14 protein-coding genes are annotated in these 15,756 nt (G+C 69.2%); 8 read left to right on the top strand and 6 right to left on the bottom strand.

Going from position 1 to position 15,756, the window contains the following annotated elements; all coding sequences use genetic code 11:
* Nucleotides 1–41: 41 nt before the first annotated feature.
* Nucleotides 42–1,265, bottom strand: coding sequence for an RtcB family protein (locus AC3A6B_RS29115; RefSeq protein ID WP_487840112.1), 1,224 nt, complete (start codon nucleotides 1,263–1,265; stop codon nucleotides 42–44).
* 217 nt (nucleotides 1,266–1,482) lie between these two features.
* Here AC3A6B_RS29115 and rtcR point away from each other — a divergent pair, with 217 nt between their 5' ends.
* The gene (gene rtcR / locus AC3A6B_RS29110; RefSeq protein WP_487840111.1) at nucleotides 1,483–3,084 is read left to right on the top strand and encodes an RNA repair transcriptional activator RtcR; all 1,602 of its coding nucleotides are present in this window, start codon (nucleotides 1,483–1,485) and stop codon (nucleotides 3,082–3,084) included.
* Nucleotides 3,085–3,097: 13 nt separating this feature from the next.
* Nucleotides 3,098–4,030: a bifunctional Delta(1)-pyrroline-2-carboxylate/Delta(1)-piperideine-2-carboxylate reductase gene (gene lhpI / locus AC3A6B_RS29105; RefSeq protein ID WP_487840110.1), complete on the top strand. Its 933-nt coding sequence runs from the start codon at nucleotides 3,098–3,100 to the stop codon at nucleotides 4,028–4,030.
* Here lhpI and AC3A6B_RS29100 read toward each other — a convergent pair.
* From AC3A6B_RS29100 to AC3A6B_RS29085, 4 genes are all read right to left on the bottom strand, one after another.
* Nucleotides 4,027–5,004, bottom strand: a complete 978-nt coding sequence (locus AC3A6B_RS29100) for a Bug family tripartite tricarboxylate transporter substrate binding protein (protein WP_487840109.1) — start codon at nucleotides 5,002–5,004, stop codon at nucleotides 4,027–4,029. The genes lhpI and AC3A6B_RS29100 overlap by 4 nt on opposite strands.
* Before the next feature lie 87 nt (nucleotides 5,005–5,091).
* Nucleotides 5,092–6,297: a 3-oxoadipyl-CoA thiolase gene (gene pcaF, locus AC3A6B_RS29095; RefSeq protein WP_487840108.1), complete on the bottom strand. Its 1,206-nt coding sequence runs from the start codon at nucleotides 6,295–6,297 to the stop codon at nucleotides 5,092–5,094.
* Nucleotides 6,298–6,322: 25 nt separating this feature from the next.
* On the bottom strand, nucleotides 6,323–6,970 hold the full coding sequence (locus AC3A6B_RS29090; protein WP_487840107.1) for a 3-oxoacid CoA-transferase subunit B: 648 nt from the start codon (nucleotides 6,968–6,970) through the stop codon (nucleotides 6,323–6,325).
* 159 nt (nucleotides 6,971–7,129) lie between these two features.
* Nucleotides 7,130–7,825: a 3-oxoacid CoA-transferase subunit A gene (locus AC3A6B_RS29085; RefSeq protein ID WP_487840106.1), complete on the bottom strand. Its 696-nt coding sequence runs from the start codon at nucleotides 7,823–7,825 to the stop codon at nucleotides 7,130–7,132.
* 115 nt (nucleotides 7,826–7,940) lie between these two features.
* On the opposite strand from AC3A6B_RS29085, the gene AC3A6B_RS29080 reads away from it, so the two are divergent.
* Entirely contained in the window at nucleotides 7,941–8,726 is a 786-nt protein-coding gene (locus AC3A6B_RS29080) for an IclR family transcriptional regulator domain-containing protein (protein WP_487840105.1), read from the top strand.
* A 57-nt stretch (nucleotides 8,727–8,783) separates the two neighbouring features.
* On the opposite strand, the gene AC3A6B_RS29075 is transcribed toward AC3A6B_RS29080, so the two are convergent.
* Nucleotides 8,784–9,581, bottom strand: coding sequence for a class I SAM-dependent methyltransferase (locus tag AC3A6B_RS29075; protein ID WP_487840104.1), 798 nt, complete (start codon nucleotides 9,579–9,581; stop codon nucleotides 8,784–8,786).
* Nucleotides 9,582–9,704: 123 nt separating this feature from the next.
* Between AC3A6B_RS29075 and AC3A6B_RS29070 the strand changes: the two genes are divergently transcribed.
* From AC3A6B_RS29070 to AC3A6B_RS29050, 5 genes are all read left to right on the top strand, one after another.
* Entirely contained in the window at nucleotides 9,705–10,445 is a 741-nt protein-coding gene (locus tag AC3A6B_RS29070; protein WP_487840103.1) for an RNA polymerase sigma factor, read from the top strand.
* A complete protein-coding gene (locus AC3A6B_RS29065; protein WP_487840102.1) occupies nucleotides 10,426–11,709 on the top strand; it encodes a c-type cytochrome in 1,284 nt (427 codons plus the stop codon). Before AC3A6B_RS29070 ends, AC3A6B_RS29065 begins: the two co-directional genes overlap by 20 nt.
* A gap of 209 nt (nucleotides 11,710–11,918) precedes the next feature.
* Nucleotides 11,919–12,875: a MurR/RpiR family transcriptional regulator gene (locus tag AC3A6B_RS29060; protein ID WP_487840101.1), complete on the top strand. Its 957-nt coding sequence runs from the start codon at nucleotides 11,919–11,921 to the stop codon at nucleotides 12,873–12,875.
* A complete protein-coding gene (locus tag AC3A6B_RS29055; RefSeq protein ID WP_487840100.1) occupies nucleotides 12,872–13,840 on the top strand; it encodes an isoaspartyl peptidase/L-asparaginase family protein in 969 nt (322 codons plus the stop codon). The genes AC3A6B_RS29060 and AC3A6B_RS29055 overlap by 4 nt, the downstream gene beginning before the upstream one ends.
* On the top strand, nucleotides 13,837–15,735 hold the full coding sequence (locus AC3A6B_RS29050; RefSeq protein WP_487840099.1) for a dipeptide ABC transporter ATP-binding protein: 1,899 nt from the start codon (nucleotides 13,837–13,839) through the stop codon (nucleotides 15,733–15,735). Before AC3A6B_RS29055 ends, AC3A6B_RS29050 begins: the two co-directional genes overlap by 4 nt.
* Nucleotides 15,736–15,756: the final 21 nt, after the last annotated feature.

Below are 15,756 nucleotides of genomic sequence, written 5' to 3'. Positions count from 1 at the left end.
GCGCCGTCCCATGCCACCGGGGCGATGGACAAGCCCTCGCCCTACCCCTTCACGCACACCACCTGCTTGAGCGTGTACACCACCTCCACCAGGTCCTTCTGCGCCTCCATCACCGCGTCGATGTCCTTGTAGGCCATCGGGATCTCGTCGATCACGTCGGCGTCCTTGCGGCATTCGACGCCCTCGGTGGCGGCGATCTGGTCGGCCACGGTGTAGAGCTTCTTCGCCTTGGTTCGGCTCATCTTGCGGCCGGCGCCGTGGCTGCAACTCATGAAGCTCTCGGGGTTGCCCTTGCCGCGCACGATGTAGCTCTTGGCGCCCATGCTGCCGGGAATGATCCCCAGCTCGCCGGCCTTCGCGCTCACCGCGCCCTTGCGCGTGACGAGCACCTCCTCGCCGAAGTGCGTTTCGCGGCTGACGTAGTTATGGTGGCAGTTCACCGCTTCCACGTGCGCCTCGAAGGGCTTGGCGACGACCTTGCGCGCGGCCGCGACCACGCGCTGCATCATCACTTCGCGATTCGCGCGCGCGAACTTCTGGGCCCAGCCCACCGCGCGCACGTAGTCCCCGAAGTACTTGGCGCCTTCCTCGAAGTACGCCAGGTCCTGGTCGGGCAGGTTGCGCTGGTGCTGCTCGGCATCCTTCTTCGCGAGCTCGATGAAGTGCGTGCCGATCGCATTGCCCACGCCGCGCGAACCCGAGTGCAGCATGAACCACACGGCACCCTGCTGGTCGAGGCAGACCTCGATGAAGTGGTTGCCGGTGCCCAGCGTTCCCAGGTGCTTGTGGTTGTTGGTGTTCGCGAGGCGCGGGTAGTCCTCGCAGATGGCGTCGAATTCATCGACGAGTTGCGCCCACGCGGCGTCGGTCTCGTCGGGCGGCGTCTCCCACGCGCCCCTGTCGCGGCCCTGGCGCTTGGGGTTGCTTCCGTGCGGCACGGCCTTCTCGATCGCCGAACGCAGCGGCCCCAGGTTGTCGGGCAGGTCGTTCGCCTGCAGCGTGGTCTTGCACGCCATCATTCCGCAGCCGATGTCCACGCCGACCGCGGCCGGAATGATCGCCCTGAAGGTCGGGATCACGGAGCCCACGGTCGCACCGATGCCGTAGTGCACGTCGGGCATGGCCGCGATGTGCCTGAACACGATCGGCAGGCGCGCCGCGTTCTCCAGTTGCTTCTGCGCTTCGTCTTCGACCGGCACGCCGCGGGTCCACATCTTCACCGGGACGCCGTTCTCGACTTCGTGCAGTTCGTAGTTCTGTTCCATGACTTTTCTTCCGCTCGAGAGGGTGCCGATTGCACCCTCCCCGACTCACGCCACAACGGCGCTTGCCGTCTTGTCTGCGAAGAGTGTGCCAACCCGAGAGCGGCAGCGCCACCAAAGACCAAGTCGTTGATGGAAAAGGACTTTTCTCCTGAGCGCTGCCGGTGCTTTCGAAGACACACTTCCGAGCACTAGAATAATCGCTAGCTTCTTATCTCCAATGAAACCCATCGTCGTCATCGGCTTCCTCGGCACCCAGCTCGACGCCGGCCAGGGCGCCGGGCGCTGGGAGAAATGGCGCCCCACCGTCTCGCTGACGCAGCACGAGGACATGGTGATCGCGCGCATGGAGCTGATCCATACGCTGCGGCACAAGGCGCTTGCAGAGAGAGTCCAGGCCGACATCGCAACCGTCTCGCCCGAGACCGAGGTCAGACTGATCGAGCTCGAGATCGCCGATCCGTGGGATTTCGGCGAGGTCTACACCCGCCTCTACGACTGGGCGCGCGCCTATCCTTTCGACGCCGAGCGCGAGCAGTACTGGACGCATATCACGACCGGCACGCACGTGGCGCAGATCTGCATGTTCCTGCTGGCGGAGTCGCGCGCCATCCCGGGCGTGCTCGCCCAGACCGCGCCGCCCAAGCGGCAGCGCGCCGGCGATCCGGGCGACTGCACGCTGATCGACCTCGACCTCTCGCGCTACGACGCGATCGCGCAGCGCTTCGAAGCCGAGCAGCGGGACGCGGTCGCCTTCCTCAAGAGCGGCATCGCGACGCGCAACCCGCGCTTCAATGCGCTGATCGAGGAGATCGAGCGCGTCGCCGTGCGCTCGCGTGCCCCGATCCTGCTCGCCGGTCCCACGGGGGCGGGCAAGTCCTTCCTCGCGCGGCGCATGTTCGAGCTCAAGAAGACGCGCCATCAGGCAACCGGCGCCTTCGTCGAGGTGAACTGCGCCACCCTGCGCGGCGACGGCGCCGCATCCACGCTCTTCGGCCATAAGAAAGGCGCCTTCACCGGCGCGGCGGCCGAGCGCGCCGGCCTGCTGCGAAGCGCGCACCAGGGCGTTCTCTTCCTCGACGAAATCGGCGAGCTCGGCGCAGACGAACAGGCGATGCTGCTGAAGGCGATCGAGGAGAAGCGCTTCTTCCCGATGGGTTCGGACCGCGAGGTGGAGAGCGACTTCCAGCTGATCGCCGGCACCAACCGCGATCTGCGCGCCGACGTGGCCGGCGGGCGCTTCCGCGAAGACCTGTTCGCGCGCATCAATCTCTGGACCTACGACCTGCCGGGTCTTGCCCAGCGGCCTGAGGACATCGAGCCCAACGTCGACCATCTGCTGGCGCTCTACGCCGCCGAGAACCACCGCGTGGCGCGCTTCAACGCCGAGGCGCGCGCGGCGTACCTGCGCTTCGCGCGCAGCGGCGAGGCGCTCTGGAGCGGGAACTTCCGCGATCTCTCCGCCAGCGTGACGCGGCTCGCGACTCTGGCCGACGGCGGGCGCATCACCGGCGAGCTGGTGCAGGCCGAGATCGCGCGCCTGCGCTGGCTCTGGAAACGCGCCCCGCCCTCGGGCGGGCAGGACGCGGTCGACCTCGGCGCGCTGCTCGGCGCCGAACGCGAGGCGGCGCTGGACCTGTTCGACCGGCTGCAGCTCGAGGCAGTGGTGCGCGTCTGCCGCGACGCGCGTACGCTCTCGGATGCCGGGCGCCGGCTGTTCCAGGCTTCGCGCGGCCAGCGCACGGTGGTCAACGACGCCGACCGCCTGCGCAAGTACCTGGCCAAATACGGACTCCAATGGAGCCAGCTCGCAGCCGGCTGATGCCGACCACGCCATGAAGCATTTCGACGAGCACCACACCCGCAGCGCGCTGCACTTCACCCGCCTGGTGCCAGCCTTGCGCGACGCCTTCGCCGGCGCGGCCAGCGTGCCGGCGCGCCATGTGCACGCCATCGAAGCCGGCGCCGACCGCGGCACGGTGCTGATCATGCCGGCGTGGAGCGATGCCGGCTTCCTCGGCATCAAGACCATCAACATCTTTCCCGGCAACGGTGCGCGCGGCCTGCCCGGCCTGCACGCGACCTATGTGCTCTACGACGCGCACACCGGCGTGCCGCTCGCGCTGATGGACGGCAACGAGATCACCGCGCGCCGCACCGCGGCGGCCTCGGCGCTCGGCGCTTCCTTTCTCGCGCGCTCGGATGCGCGGCGCCTGCTCGTGCTCGGCACCGGCCGCGTCGCGCGCCTGCTGCCGGCGGCGCATGCCAGCGTGCGGGCGATCGACGACGTGCAGGTGTGGAACCACCGGCCCGAGGGCGCGGAAGCGCTGGCTGCGCAGTGGCGCACCGAAGGCTGGAATGCGCAGGCCGTGAGCGAGCTCGAGGCCGCCGTGCGCAATGCCGACATCGTGAGCTGCGCGACGCTGGCCACCTCGCCGCTCGTGAAGGGCGAGTGGCTGGCGCCGGGCTCCCACCTGGACCTGATCGGCAGCTTCACGCCCCAGATGCGCGAGGCCGACCCGGCCTGCTTCGCCGGTGCGCGGACCTTCGTCGACACCGAGGAGGCGCTGTCGAAGGCCGGCGACCTGCTCGACGCGATCGCGGCCGGCACGCTTTCGCACGATGGCGTGCAGGCCACGCTCGCCGAGCTGTGCCGCGGCACACGCGGCGGACGCGCCGACGCGAGCGAGCGCACCGTCTTCAAGGCCGTTGGCAGTGCGCTCGAAGACCTCGCGGCCGCCACGCTGGTGTGGCAGCAGGCGTCCTAGTCGAGCGAGACGTTCGCCTTCTTGATCACTTCGCCGAAGCGCCTCGTCTCGCTCTGCACGAACTGGCCGAACTGCTCGCGCGTGGTCGGGAAGGGCTCGTAGCCGAAGCTCTTGAACTTCTCCTGCACATCGGCTTCGGCCAGTCCCCTCTCGATGTCGCGCTTGATCTTGTCGGTCACGGCAGCCGGCAGGCCTTGCGGCACCGCGATCGCGTTCCAGCCGGTGACCTCGAAGCCCTGCGGGCCGCCCGACTCGCCGACCGTCGGCACCTCCGGGAAGGCCGCGACGCGCTTGGGCGCCGCCGCCGCGAGGAAGCGCAGCTTGCCGGCGCGCTGCAGCGGACCGGCGGTGGCACTGGTGCCGAGCGCAAAGGCCAGTTCGCCGGTCGACACCGAGGTGTAAAGCTGCGTGGTCTCCTTGTAGATGACGTGCTCCATCTGCGTGCCGGTGGCCGACTCGAACAGCTCCGAGCCCAGGTGCACCGGGTTGCCCACCGACCAGGAGCCGTAGTTGAGCTTGCCCGGGTTGGCCTTGGCATCGGCGATCAGGTCGCCCACCGTCTTGTACTTGCTGTCGGCCGGCACGGTGAAGAAGAAGTAGGCCTTGAACAGCGGCAGCAGCGCGTCGAAGTCCTTGCTCGGGTCATAGGGCAGCTTCTTGAACAGCGCCGGATAGGCTGCGAGGTGCACGTTGTCGAGCACCAGCAGGTCGTGTCCGTCCTTGGCGCCGCGCTTCCAGGCATCGATGGCGATGAAGCCGTTGCCGCCGGGCCGGTTCTCGACCACCACCGGCTGGCCCCAGGCGCGCGCGAGCTTGTCGGCCACCAGGCGCGCCACGCCGTCCGGCCCGCCGCCCACCGGGAAGGGCGTGATGATGCGCACCGGCTTCGTGGGGAACTGCTGCGCGCTCGCGGTCGCGGGAAGGAGGCTGGCGGCAGCGAGGGCCACGACCGCCATCAAGGATCTGAAAAACATGGGGGTCTCCGGTGTTGACAATTCTTGGGACGACGCAAAGCCGCGCGACCGGCCAGCCGGCCGCAGCCACGCGTCAGACGAGCCGCGTCAGACCCGTTCCAGGATCACGGCAATGCCCTGCCCCACGCCGATGCACATGGTGCACAGCGCATAGCGGCCGCCCTGCTTGTGCAACTGGTTCACCGCGGTGGTCGCGAGGCGCGCGCCGCTGGCGCCCAGCGGGTGGCCGAGCGCGATCGCGCCGCCGTTGATGTTGACGCGCGCGTCGTCGTCCTTCAGGCCCAGGAGGCGCAGCACCGCCAGGCCCTGCGCGGCAAAGGCTTCGTTGAGCTCGATCACGTCGATCTGGTCGAGCGTGAGGCCGGTGAGCTTCAGCACCTTCTCGGTGGCCGGCGCCGGGCCGATGCCCATCACGCGCGGCGGCACGCCGGCGGTGGCCATGCCGACCACGCGGGCGCGCGGCGTAAGGCCGTACTTGGCCGCATGCGCCTCGTCGGCCAGGAGCAGCGCGCAGGCGCCGTCGTTCACGCCGCTGGCATTGCCGGCGGTCACGGTGCCGTCGGGCCGCACCACGCCCTTCAACTTGGCCAGCGCCTCCAGGCTGGTGTCGCGCGGATGCTCGTCCTTGTCGACCACGATCGCGTCGCCCTTCTTCTGCGGCACGCTGACCGGCACGATCTCGGCATCGAAGAAGCCCGACTTCTGCGCCGCCACGGCGCGCTGCTGCGAGGCCAGCGCCATCTTGTCCTGCGCCTCGCGCTCGATTTTGTAGTCGGTGGCCACGTTCTCGGCCGTCTCGGGCATCGAGTCGATGCCGTACTGCGCCTTCATGAGCTTGTTGACGAAGCGCCAGCCGATCGTGGTGTCGTAGACCGCGTTGGCGCGGCTGAAGGCGCTCTCGGCCTTGGGCATCACGAAGGGCGCGCGGCTCATGCTCTCCACGCCGCCGGCGATCATCAGGCCGGTCTCGCCGGCCTTGATGGCGCGCGCCGCGGTGCCGACCGCGTCCAGGCCCGAGCCGCACAGGCGGTTGATGGTGCCGCCGCCGACTTGCAGCGGCAGGCCCGCGAGCAGCGCCGACATGCGCGCGACGTTGCGGTTGTCCTCGCCGGCCTGGTTGGCGCAGCCGTAGAGCACGTCGCTGACGGCCTGCCAGTCGACATCCTTGTTGCGTTCCATCAGGGCCCTGAGCGGCACGGCGCCGAGATCGTCGGCGCGCACGCTCGACAGGACGCCGCCGTAGCGGCCGAAGGGGGTGCGAACGGCGTCGCAGATGAAGGCTTGGTTCGTCATGGTGTGTCTCTCGTCGAAGTTGTCGTCAGATGGCGATCGGCAGGCCGACCAGCTTTTCGAGCTCGGCATGCCCGAGGCCTTCGACCTTGTCGATCAGCTTCAGGCCCGAGGGCGTGCATTCGAGGGTGGCGAGGTCGGCGTACACGCGCTTCACGCAGCCGATGCCGGTCAGCGGGTAGCTGCATTCCTCGACGATCTTGCTCTCGCCCTTCTTGGTGAGCAGGTCCATCATCACCCAGGTCTGCTTGGCGCCGATGGCCAGGTCCATCGCGCCGCCGACCGCGGGGATGGCGCCTTCTTCGCCGGTGCTCCAGTTCGCGAGGTCGCCGGTGGCCGAGACCTGGAAGGCGCCGAGCACGCAGATGTCGAGGTGGCCGCCGCGCATCATCGCGAAGCTGTCGGCATGGTGGAAGTACGCGCCGCCCGGCAACAGCGTGACAGGCTGCTTGCCGGCGTTGATGAGGTCGTAGTCCTCCTGGCCTTCGGCCGGCGCGGGACCCATGCCGAGGATGCCGTTCTCGCTGTGCAGGATGACCTCGCGACCGGCCGGCAGGTGGTTGGCGACCAGGGTCGGCTGGCCGATGCCGAGGTTGACGACGGCGCCGTCGAAGATGTCTTGCGCGACGCGCGCGGCGAGCTGGTCCTTGGTGCGGCGTTGGTAGCTGGCAGTCATCTCAGTTCTCCATCGGATGGGTGTGGCAAGCGGCGGATTGCGCGGCAAGCGAAGCGAAGCCCGTTCGGGAGACACCGCGGAACCGGCTTTGCCGGGCCGCCGGTGTCTCCCCCTTGAGGGGGGAGGCGGCTACACGAAGTGAGCAAGCAACGGGGGTGTTCATTTCTTGAAGCCGCCGGCTTGGGTGGCCACGCGGTCGATTTTGACGATCTGGTGGACGAAGATGCCCGGCGTGACGATGGCCTCGGGGTCCATCTCGCCGAGCTCGGCGATCTCGTGCACCGTGGCGATGGTGCGGTCGGATGCCATCGCCATCACGGGACCGAAGTTGCGCGCGGCCTTGCGGTAAGTGAGGTTGCCCCAGCGGTCGCCGCGCTCGGCCTTGATCAGCGCGACGTCGCCGCGGATCGGGTACTCCAGCACGTAGGGCTTGCCGTCGATCTCGCGCGTCTCGCGCTCGCCGGCCAGCTGGGTGCCGAAGCCCGTGGGGCAGAAGAAGGCGCCGATGCCGGCGCCGGCCGCGCGGATGCGCTCGGCCAGGTTGCCCTGCGGCACCAGTTCGAGCTCGAGCGTGCCGGCACGGTAGAGGCCGTCGAACACATGGCTGTCGGCCTGGCGCGGAAAGCTGCAGATGATCTTGCGCACGCGCCCGGCCTTCAGCAGCGCGGCCAGGCCGGTGTCGCCGTTGCCGGCGTTGTTGTTGACGACGGTGAGGTCGCGGGCGCCCTGCTCGATCAGGCCGTCGATGAGCTCGCCGGGAATGCCGGCGGTGCCGAAGCCGCCGATGAGCACCGTGGCGCCGTCTTGGATGCCGGCCATGGCATCGGCGACCGAGCGCGCGATCTTGTTGATCATGAAACTGTCTCCGGGGTGGAAAGAAGCGAAACACCCCGGATGCAGACTTGTTCGCCAAGTTGTTCGCATACCGAACAAGTGTTCGTATAATGAATTCTAAAGAGGATCGACCCCGATGGCAACCCAGAAGAAGCAAGCCGCCCCGCCCACCCCCGGCGACAGCTACGTGCAGTCCTTCGCGCGCGGCCTGCAGGTGATCCGCTCCTTCTGCGCCGGCGCGCCGCGCCAGACCCTGAGCGAGGTGGCGGCCGCGAGCGGCCTCACGCGCGCCGGTGCGCGCCGCATCCTGCTCACGCTGCAGACGCTGGGCTATGTCGATTCCGACGGCAGGCTCTTCGCGCTGACGCCGCGCATCCTCGACCTGGGCTTCGCCTACCTCTCGTCGATGCCGATCTGGAACCGTGCCGAGCCGGTGATGGAAGCGCTGGTGCAGCAGGTACAGGAGTCGTGCTCGGCGGCCGTGCTCGATGCCACCGACATCGTCTACGTGATGCGCGTGCCGACGCACAAGATCATGCGCATCAGCCTCGGCGTGGGGTCGCGCCTGCCCGCGTACTGCACCTCGATGGGCCGCCTGCTGCTCGCCGACCTGGACGACGAAGAGGTGCGCGCGCGGCTCGAAGCCTCGACGCTCGAAGCCTTCACGCGCCACACCCTGACCGACATCGACGCTCTCTTTGCCAAGGTCGTGCAGGCGCGGCGCCAGCGCTGGTGCCTCGTCAACCAGGAGTTGGAGGAGGGCCTGATCTCGATCGCCGCGCCGATCGTCGACCGCGCCGGCCGCATGGTGGCGGCGCTCAACATCAGCGGCCAGGCCAACCGCACCAGCGCGAAGGTGATGCAGGAGACCATGCTGCCCGCGCTGCTGGCCGCGGCGGCGGAAGTTTCGCGGCTGCTTTGAGGCTTCGGCAGCAGCCCTGCCAAGCTGGTGTTGAGAAAATTTCTGCGCCGCGCCTGATCAAGGGGTCAGACCTCGTACCGCCCAGGCGCGCGCGCTCAGCTCGATCGCGCCATCGGGCCGGCGCGGCAACGCGGCGCTGAGGCGTTCGCGCAGCCTCGACCGATCCGCCTCGGGCAAGGACATCGCGTAACCGGGCGCCGGCCCTTGCCCGCCCAGAAACGGCGTCCAGTAGTCGTCGAAGTCGCGAAACGGCGTCGCGACGTCGAGCGGCCGCACTTCGACGGCGCGCAATCCGGCCTGCACGAACAGCGCTTCGAGCGGGGCCGGCCGGCACAGCGGAAATCGCCGTCCTTCGTCGAGTTCCGCGGCCGCCGGATTCAGCGCGACGGCCGCGTCCCAAAAGCGGCGCATGAGTTCCATTCCGCCGGCGTAGTCCCACACATACGCGGCCACCGTCCCGCCGGGCTTGACGGCACGCGCCATCTCGGCGACTGCGCGCCCGGGCGCAGGAATGAAGTTCAGCACCAGCGCAGCGACGGCGGCGTCGAAGCGCCCCGCCTCGATTGGCAACTTCTGCGCGTCGCCGACCGCGAAGGACGCACGTGGATCCGGAATACGGCGCCGCGCGTGATCGATGAAGCCTTCGGAGGCATCGATGCCGAGCACCGACGCCGGCTGCGCGTGCTCCAGGAGGGTCTGCGCGACGGCCCCGGTGCCGCAGCCGACGTCCAGCCATGCCGACTGCGGCGGCACCTGGAGCCAGGCCAGGAATTCGGCCGCGACCCTTCGGCTCCAGCGCCCCACATAGGGTTCGTAGAGATCGCCGGCTGCCCAGGTGTCCTTTCGATCCGCCATGACTGCGCTCCTTCGGGCGATGTCCCGAAAAGGGGATTGTCCGCCTCGCTGGAACTGTTCCGGCAAAGGCGGCATGCGGGAACAGCGCGACCCCATGCCGCATCCAATAGCACAGGGCCCGACATGCCGCCACCTCCATCCACCACCGCCGCAGCGACTTCTGCCTCCGATGCAGAACTGGCCGCTCGCGCTGCGCTTGGCGACATCGACGCCTTCCAGCAGATCATGCGCAGGCACAACCGGCTGCTGTTTCGCACCGGCCGCAGCATCCTGAAGAACGACGAAGAGACGCAGGATGCGCTGCAGGAGGCCTATCTGCACGCCTGGCGCTCGCTTCCCGCCTTCCGGGCCGAGGCGCGCCTGTCCACCTGGCTGGTGCGCATCGTGGTGAACGAGGCGCTGGGCCGCCTGCGCCGCGGCGCCGGTGCCCAGGTGGTCCCGCTCGATGCCGCCATCGATCTGTGCGCAGCGCAAGGAGAAACGTGGATGCACGCGGACGCCGACGAACAGCCTGAGCGCGTGGCCATGCGCGGGGAAACGCGTCGCCTGATCGAGGCCGGCATCGATGCCTTGCCGGAAGCGTTTCGCACCGTGTTCGTGCTGCGTGCCGTGGAGGACATGAGCATCGAGGAAGTGGCGGCTGCGCTGGCGATCCCGGAAGCGACTGTGCGCAGCCGCTTCTTCCGCGCCCGCGGGCTGCTGCGCGAGTCGCTGTCGCGCGAAGTCGATGTTGCGCTGAACGATGCGTTCGCTTTCGATGGCATTCGCTGCGACGCCATCATCGCGCGCGTCATGGCTGCCCTCGGCAGCGCCATGCAGCGCCGCGCTGCGAAAGGAGCTCCAGATGACCACCTCACGTCGTGAAGGGTTGAAGGCAAGCGGCGTTGGAACCCAGGTCGGCGCGCGAACCGTGCTGATCGCGACCACGACTGCGGTTGCAGCCGCGCTGGCTGTCGCGTGCGGCGGTGGCGGAGGCGGTGGCGGAGGCGGCATCGGTGCGGGCGGCGGTCCGGCAGCCCAGCAAGCCGCACTCGTGGCTGAGGGCAAGCAGATCTTCCGCTTCGACACCTTCGGCGACGAAGCCCATTGGACCGGCACGCTGCGGATGCATGAGGTCATCAGCACCGCAATCAGCCCCGTGGCCGCACTGGCGGTCGGGCTGAAGGTCGATGCCGAGGCGCTGCCGCCAGCCGTGGTGAAGGGCATCCAGGACGGAAGCATCGATCTCAAGAGCCCCGACACGACCGTCGCCCTGCTGAAGCTGGACGCCGTGGTCGGCCTCAAGGGCACTGTGGAGACGGTCGGCGGCAAGGATGCGCTGACCCGCGTCGGCGTCACCTGCGCCCTCTGCCACTCGACCGTCGACAATTCTTTCGCGCCGGGCATCGGCAAGCGGCTCGATGGCTGGCCCAATCGGGACCTGAATCCCGGCGCGATCATCGCGCTTTCCCCGGCGGTGGACGCGGCCAGGAAGGCCGTCTATCTCTCCTGGGGCAAGGGCAAGTACGACCCGCGGTTCAACATCGATGGCCTCAACAAGCCGGTGGTCATCCCGCCGGCCTATGGGCTGGAAGGCATTCACAGCATCACTTTCACCGGCGACGGCGCGGAAATCGCCTACTGGAACCGGTATGTGGCCGTGACCCAGATGGGCGGCCAGGGAAGTTTCTCCGAGCCGCGGCTGAACCTGAACATCACCAACGGCAGCGCAGACCTGGTCACGAGCAAGTTGCCCGCCTTGCAGGCGTATCAGCTGTCGTTGAAGGCCCCCGCTGCACCGGCGGGCAGTTTCGACGCCGTTGCAGCCGCGCGCGGCAAGGTGGTCTTCGACGGCGCAGGAAAGTGCGTGACCTGCCACAGCGGCGCCCTCTTCACGGATGCCAATTCGACGCTGCATCCCCCCGGCGATTCGATGGCGGAACCGGAGACGCCGAGCTACGCTTCCCGTTCGGCGACCAGGATGTACCGCACTTCGCCTCTACGAGGCGTTTGGCAGCATGCGCCGTACTTCCATGACGGGTCGGCCGCCACGCTGGAGGATGTGGCTGCCACCTACAACACCAGGCGATCGCTGGGCCTCACGCCACAGGAGATTGCAGATCTCGCCCAGTACCTGAAGTCGCAGTGAGGCGCAGCGGGAGGATCGCGCACTCGCTGCTCGCGCGCACGACCCGGATTGCCACGCCTGCCTCGAAGGCGTGACGGGTCTTCCTTGGTGAAAACCCACTGGCCCACGACTTGCTAAACGTGGGCCAATGATCGAAAATTTTCTTTTCTCGCACCACTTTGTAATTTTCTTTTCATCTTTCGCACCTTGAAGGGGCGAGCCCGAACCGAATGCTTGCCTCTTCCGCGACTTCCGCGACCACCGTGGCGCAGCGCATCGCGCAGGCCTTGCCGCAGCTGACGCGCTCGCACCGACAAGTGGCCGACTACGTGCTGGAGCGCCCCCTGCAGGTCGCGACCTTGCCGATCGACGAGCTGGCAACGGCCGCCGGCGTGTCGGTGGCCACCGCCAACCGCTTCGCACGCGCCCTCGGCTTCGACGGCTATGCGAACTTCCGCGCCGAACTGGTCCGCGGCTTCGAGCCGCTACTAGCGCCGGTCGAACGGCTGCGCGGCAACCTCGCGCAGCCTTCGACGGTGGCCGAGGTTTTTGCCGCCGCCCTGGAGGAAAGCCGGGGCAACCTCGAGGCCACGCGCCAGGCGCTGGACCCGGCCTCCTGCGAGGCGGCAGTGGCGCGCATCCTCGACGCACGCACCATCTACATCGTCGGCTTCGGCGCCAGCGCTTGGCTGTCCGGCCTGCTGCAGCATGGCCTGGACACCTATTGCGCCGACGTGCGCCTGCTGCCCTCGGTGAGCGGCGTCACGCACGGCGCGCGCGCCCTGTCGCGCGGCGGGCCGCGCGACCTCCTGGTGGCGCTGAGCTTCCCGCGCTACCTGACCGACACCGTGGCGCTGACCGGCATTGCGCGCGAGCAGCGCATCGGCGTGCTGGCCCTGACCGACCGGCCGAGCTCGCCGCTGGCGCCGCTGGCCGACGTGGTGCTCTATGCGCAGACCGAGACCCGCTACCGCCCCAATTGCGAAACCAGCGTGCTGGCGCTGATCGAGGCGCTGACCAGCGCCGTGGCCTTGCGCGCGCCGGGCGCGTTCCAGGCCGCCGGCAAGATCGTCCACTCGGTCATGCCCTGGCTGCACGGCGCGCCGGCGCTGCGGGCCGCCAACGCCGAAAAGAACCAACCAGCGCAGGCGCCGCGCGCGCCGAGCAGAAAGAAGAAGGCACGATGAGAACGACACCGGTCATTGCCATCCACGGCGGCGCGGGCACCATCAGCGCGGCCGCCCTGGATGCGGCCGCGTCCGCGGCTTACCACGACGCGCTGCGCACCATCGTGCTCGCCGGCCAGGCGCTGCTGCTGCGCGGCGCCAGCGCGCTGGACGCGGTCTGCCTGGCGGTCGAGATGCTGGAGGACTGCCCGCTGTTCAACGCCGGCCATGGCGCGGTCTTCACCGGCGCCGAAACGCACGAACTCGACGCCGCCGTGATGGACGGCGCCGAGCTGCGCGCCGGCGCCGTCGCCGGGCTCAGCCGCGTCCGCCACCCGGTGCACGCCGCGCGCGCAGTGATGGAGGACGGCGCCCACGTACTGCTGGCCGGTGCCGGCGCCGAAGCCTTCGCGCGCGAGCGCGGGCTGGAGATGGTCGAACCGGAGTACTTCTCCACCGAGGCGCGCCGCCAGCAGCTGCGTCGCGCGCGCGCCGAAGGCCGCATCGCGCTCGACCACGATGGCGCGGCACGCGCAGCGGCGCCTGCCACCGCGCCGCTGGACGAGACCGACAAGTTCGGCACCGTCGGCGCTGTCGCGCTCGACCGGCACGGCCACCTGGCGGCAGCCACCTCCACCGGCGGCATGACCAACAAGCGCGTCGGCCGCGTCGGCGACTCGCCGCTGATCGGCGCCGGCACCTATGCCGACGACAAGCGCGCCGCCGTCTCCTGCACCGGCAGCGGCGAGATGTTCATCCGCACGGCCGCGGCCTACGACGTCTGCGCCCGCATGCGCTACGCCGGCCAGTCGCTGGCGCAGGCCGCGAACGCGGTGATCATGCAGGCCGTGCCCGCGATCGGCGGCAGCGGCGGGCTGATCGCCATCGACCGGGCCGGCAACCTGTGCCTGCCTTTCAACACCGAGGGCATGTACCGCGGCCACGCGCGCGGCGCCGAGCTGCCGCACACTGCGATCCACCGATGAACGCTGCCGTCCTGTCCGCACCCGCCGCGACCTCCACCGCGCTGGACCTGCCCGGCCAGCGCGTGCTGGCCGTCGACGCGCTCACGGTGCGCTTCGCGAGCTCCGAGCGCACCGTGGACGCGGTGCGCAAGCTGTCCTTCCACGTCGACCGCGGCGAGACGCTGGCCATCGTCGGCGAGTCCGGCTCGGGCAAGTCCGTCACCTCGCTGTCGCTGATGCGCCTGGTCGAATACGGCGGCGGCCACATCGTGCAGGGCCGCATGGCCTTCCGGCGCCGCGACGGCCGGGTGCTCGACCTCGCGCAGGCCTCCGACGCAACGATGCGCGGCATCCGCGGCGCCGACATCGCGATGATCTTCCAGGAGCCGATGACCTCGCTGAACCCGGTGTTCACCGCCGGCGACCAGATCGCCGAGGCCATCGCCATCCACCAGGGCAAGGACCGCGCCGCAGCAGCCGCCGAAGCGCTGCGCATGCTGGAGCTGGTGCGCATCCCCGAAGCGCGCAGCGTGCTCGCGCGCTATCCGCACCAGCTCTCCGGCGGCATGCGCCAGCGCGTGATGATCGCGATGGCGCTGTCGTGCCGGCCCTCGCTACTGATCGCCGACGAGCCGACCACCGCGCTCGACGTCACGATCCAGGCGCAAATCCTGCAGCTGATCCGAGAGCTGCAGACCGAGATGCAGATGGGCGTGGTCTTCATCACCCACGACATGGGCGTGGTCGCCGAAGTGGCCGATCGCGTGCTGGTGATGTACCAGGGCGACAAGGTCGAGGCCGGGCCCTCCGAGCCGCTGTTCGCGGCGCCCCAGCATGCCTACACGCGCGCGCTGCTCTCGGCCGTGCCGCACCTGGGCGCGATGCGCGGCACCGACCTGCCGCGGCGCTTCGAGCTGCTGAGCGTGGACGCCGTGGGCGCCCGCGTGAGCGTGAGCGATGCCAGCCCGCAGGACACGGTGCAGAGCGACGCCCGGCCGATCCTGCGCGTGAAGGACCTGGTGACCCGCTTCGAGCTCAAGAGCGGCCTCTTCAGCCGCGTGACGCGCGTGGTGCATGCGGTGGAGCAGATCAGCTTCGACCTGCGTGCCGGCGAGACGCTGGCGCTGGTCGGCGAATCGGGCTGCGGCAAATCCACCACCGGCCGCTCGCTGCTGCGCCTGGTCGAGAGCCAGGGCGGCGCGATCGAGTTCGACGGCCGCAACGTGCTCACGCTGCCCACCGGCGAGCTTCAGGCGCTCCGGCGCAACATCCAGTTCATCTTCCAGGACCCCTTCGCCTCGCTCGATCCGCGGCTCACCGTGGGGTTCTCGATCATGGAGCCGCTCCTGATCCACAAGATCGCGAGCGGCGCGGCGGCCCAGCAGCGCGTGCGCTGGCTGCTCGAGAAGGTCGGCCTGCCGGCCGACTACGCGCAGCGCTACCCGCACGAGTTCTCCGGCGGCCAGCGCCAGCGCATCGCAATCGCGCGCGCGCTCGCGCTCAACCCCAAGGTGGTGGTGGCCGACGAGTCGGTGTCGGCGCTCGACGTCTCGATCCAGGCGCAGATCGTCAATCTCATGCTCGACCTGCAGCGCGAGCTGGGCATCGCCTTCCTGTTCATCTCGCACGACATGGCCGTGGTCGAACGCATCAGCCACCGCGTGGCGGTGATGTACCTGGGCCAGATCGTCGAGATCGGCCCCAGGCGCGCGATCTTCGAGAACCCGCAGCATGCCTACACGCGCAAGCTGATGGCGGCCGTGCCGGTCGCCGATCCGGCGCGCCGCCACCGCGACCGCCCGCTGCTGCAGGGCGAGATTCCGAGCCCGGTGCATCCCGTGGGCTATGCGCCCGACATCAAGCCGCTGGTCGAGGTGGGCCCCGGCCACTTCGTCGCGCAACACCCGATCATTTGATTTACCTAGAAGGAGCTCCAG

The sequence above is a fragment of the Variovorax sp. Soil_C_33 genome (genome assembly GCF_057656935.1).
This window is presented reverse-complemented; position numbering and strand designations above follow the sequence as displayed.